Source organism: Corynebacterium sp. HMSC034H07 (assembly GCF_001815175.1).
GTDB lineage: Bacteria > Actinomycetota > Actinomycetes > Mycobacteriales > Mycobacteriaceae > Corynebacterium > Corynebacterium hiratae.
Genome location: NZ_KV819506.1, coordinates 1 through 794, shown reverse-complemented (window position 1 = coordinate 794; position 794 = coordinate 1). Strand labels below are relative to the sequence as shown.

Annotated in this window: 1 rRNA gene; it reads left to right on the top strand. The window is 54.4% G+C overall.

Features of this window, described 5'->3' with window-relative positions:
- Nucleotides 1-794, top strand: a 23S ribosomal RNA gene (locus HMPREF3009_RS02990); the annotation flags it as partial.

Here is a 794-nt window from a genome sequence, read left to right as displayed (position 1 = left end):
AGTGGCATGTCCTGGACCCGAAGCGGGGTGATCTACCCATGGCCAGTGTGAAGCAGTAGTAAGATGCTGTGGAGGCGCGAACCCACGTAGGTTGAAAACTGCGGGGATGAGTTGTGGGTAGGGGTGAAAGGCCAATCAAACTCCGTGATAGCTGGTTCTCCCCGAAATGCATTTAGGTGCAGCGTCGCATTAGCTTGGTGGAGGTAGAGCTACTGGTTGGTTGAGCGGGACTACAATCTTAGCAATGTCAGCCAAACTCCGAATGCCATCAATTGTGTTGTGCGGCAGTGAGACTGTGGGGGATAAGCTTCATAGTCGAGAGGGAAACAGCCCAGATCGCCGGTTAAGGCCCCTAAGGGTGTGCTAAGTGGAAAAGGATGTGGGATCGCGAAGACAGCCAGGAGGTTGGCTTAGAAGCAGCCATCCTTGAAAGAGTGCGTAATAGCTCACTGGTCGAGTGGTCCTGCGCCGACAATGTAGTGGGGCTCAAGCACACCGCCGAAGCCGCGGCAAACTTTTTGTTTGGGTAGGGGAGCGTCGTGCATGTGTTGAAGCGTTACCGTAAGGAGGCGTGGAGTGTGTGCGAGTGAGAATGCAGGCATGAGTAACGAATTGGAAGGTGAGAATCCTTCCCGCCGGATGACTAAGGGTTCCTGGGTCAAGTTCGTCTTCCCAGGGTGAGTCGGGACCTAAGGCGAGGCCGACAGGCGTAGTCGATGGACAACCAGTTGATATTCTGGTACCCGTATATCCGCGCCCATGATAAAGCACTGATACTAACCACCGCGGATACG